The organism is Agromyces sp. P1_H4 (genome assembly GCF_056405255.1).
Genome location: NZ_JBFUCL010000456.1, coordinates 1 through 2,311, shown reverse-complemented (window position 1 = coordinate 2,311; position 2,311 = coordinate 1). Strand labels below are relative to the sequence as shown.

At 73.7% G+C, this 2,311-nt stretch carries 2 protein-coding genes; both read left to right on the top strand.

All coding sequences use genetic code 11. The annotated features are described in order from the left end of the window. Positions 1–182 (top strand): hypothetical protein (locus AC1DY2_RS18815; protein ID WP_476763798.1); only part of this gene is annotated, 182 nt, incomplete at its 5' end. Continuing rightward, a partial coding sequence (locus AC1DY2_RS18810; RefSeq protein ID WP_476763797.1) for a transglutaminase TgpA family protein occupies positions 172–2,311 on the top strand: 2,140 nt, incomplete at its 3' end. The genes AC1DY2_RS18815 and AC1DY2_RS18810, both read left to right, overlap by 11 nt.

Below are 2,311 nucleotides of genomic sequence, written 5' to 3'. Positions count from 1 at the left end.
TGCTCGAGGAGGCCGACTGGCGCATCGTGCGGGTGCGCAGGCCGGGCGACATCGGCGACGCCTGGGCCGGGGTGGCGGTCACGGCCCGGGGCCACGGGTCGGCCGCGACGGCGCTCGACGCCCGCGACGGCCTCGGCGACCGGGATGGCGCAGCGGACGGTGCGGTGGACCATGCGACCTGAGCCGGCTCCACTCTCCCGCTCACAGCGCCTCGCGCTGACGCTGGCCTCCTTCCTCGTGCTCGTGATCGCCACGATGGCCCTTGGGCCCCTCATCGCGGGCAGCGGCTGGTGGTGGCTGTGCGCGTTCGTCGCCGCGGGCACGCTCTTCTCAGGCTTCGGACTCCGGGCGCTTCGCACGCCGCCGTCGCTCGTGCCGGTGCTCGAGGCCGGGGTGCTCGTGCTGCTGCTCACGCTGCTCTTCGGCGGCTCGACGAGCTTCGCGTTGCTCATCCCCACCCAGGGCACGTTCGAGACCTTCGGTGAGCTCCTCGGCGGTGCGCAGCGCACGATCGAGCAGCAGGCGGTGCCGGCGATCACCGTGCCGGCGCTGTCGTTCGCGCTCGCGCTGGGCGTCGGCGTGCTGGCCATCTTCATGGACGTCCTGGTGCAGACGCTGCGGATGCCGGCGCTCGCCGCCGTGCCGGCGCTGGTGCCCATCCTCATCCCCGGCTTCATCATCGAGGCCGGAGCGGAGCTGCCCACGCTCGTGCTCACGGCCGCGGCCTATCTCCTGCTCCTCCGCGTCGACGTCCGAGTGCGTCGCAGGGCCCGGCTCGACGCCGGGGACGAGGGCACCGACGTGGCCACGGTCATCGCGCCCAAGCGCGTCCCCATCGTCTCGACGCTCGGCGCCTCGCTCGGGCTCGCCGCCGTCGGACTCCTCGCCGCATCGGTGCTCGCGGCGTCCACGCCGAGCATCTCCACGAGCCTGCTCCTCGGCTCGCCATCGCAGGGCACCCTGTTCGCCCGGGGCGTCAGCCCGTTCATCGACCTCGGCCGCGACCTCCGTCGCCCCGAGGCGAGCCCCGCGTTCCACTACCTGGCGCGCGATGGCGACCGGCCCTACTTCACGCTGCTCACCCTCGACCGGTTCGAGGGCGAGGTGTGGAGCGCGACCGAGCGCGCGGTCGACGGCGACAACACCGTCGACGCGCTGCCGCGCCCGCGCGGGCTCTCCCGCGCGATCGAGACGTCCGAGCATCCGATCGACATCGTCATCGACGACGTGCGCACCACGTGGCTGCCGGTGCCGTATCCCACCTCGAGCATCGAGGGCCTGGCGGGGTCGTGGTTCTGGGAGGACGACTCCCTCACGGTGCGGAGCGTCGACGCCGACACCGACGGGCAGCGCTACCGGGTCACGCGCCTCGACGTGGCGCCCACCCCGAAGCAGCTGCGGGAGGCCGACCCCGACGTGCCGGAGAACCTCGCGCCCTACCTGGCGCTGCCCGAGGAGATGCCGGCGATCATCACCGACACCGCGGCATCCGTCACTGCCGAAAGCGCCTCGAAGTACGATGCCGCCGTCGCGATCCAGGCGTACCTGCGCGGCGTCGACTTCGACTACTCCACGGACGCTCCAGTCGAGGAGGGCTTCGACGGCGGCGGCTTCGACGTGATCGCGAAGTTCCTCGAGGTGAAGGAGGGCTACTGCGTGCACTTCGCCTCGACGATGGCGGTGCTCGCCCGCGAGGTCGGCATCCCCGCCCGGATCTCGATCGGGTACACGCAGGGCTCGCCGACCGAGGAGCGCGTGGAGGGCGTGCAGCGCGTCGAGGTCGACTCCCACGACCTGCACTCGTGGCCCGAGCTCTACTTCGACGGCATCGGCTGGGTGCCGTTCGAGCCGACGCCGGGCCGCGGCCTGGTGCCCGACTACTCGCGTCCGGGCGCAGGGGAGGAGCGCGGCCCCAACCTGCCGAACGCGGCGACCTCCACGCCCGGGGCGGGCGACCGATCCGACCTCGATCCCGATCGCGGACTCGCGGGTCCGGCCGGCGGCGCCCTCGCCTCGGCGGGCGAGTGGTGGCTCCGAGGCGGCGCGTTGGCGCTCGTGGTACTCGTCCTCCTGCTCACGCCGGCCGCATTCCGGCTGAGCCAGCGGATGACCCGGCGCGGCCGCATCCGGCGAGGCGAGCGACCCGCGGATGCCGCGTGGGACGAGCTCGTGGCCACGGCCCTCGACCTCGGCGCGGGCGGCGGCGACGCCGAGACCGCCCGCGCGTTCGCCGCGCGGATCGGGCGACGGGAGGCGTTCGCTGCCGATCCCGACCTGCAGGCGGCACTGCTGCGCCTCCGCGACGCCGTGG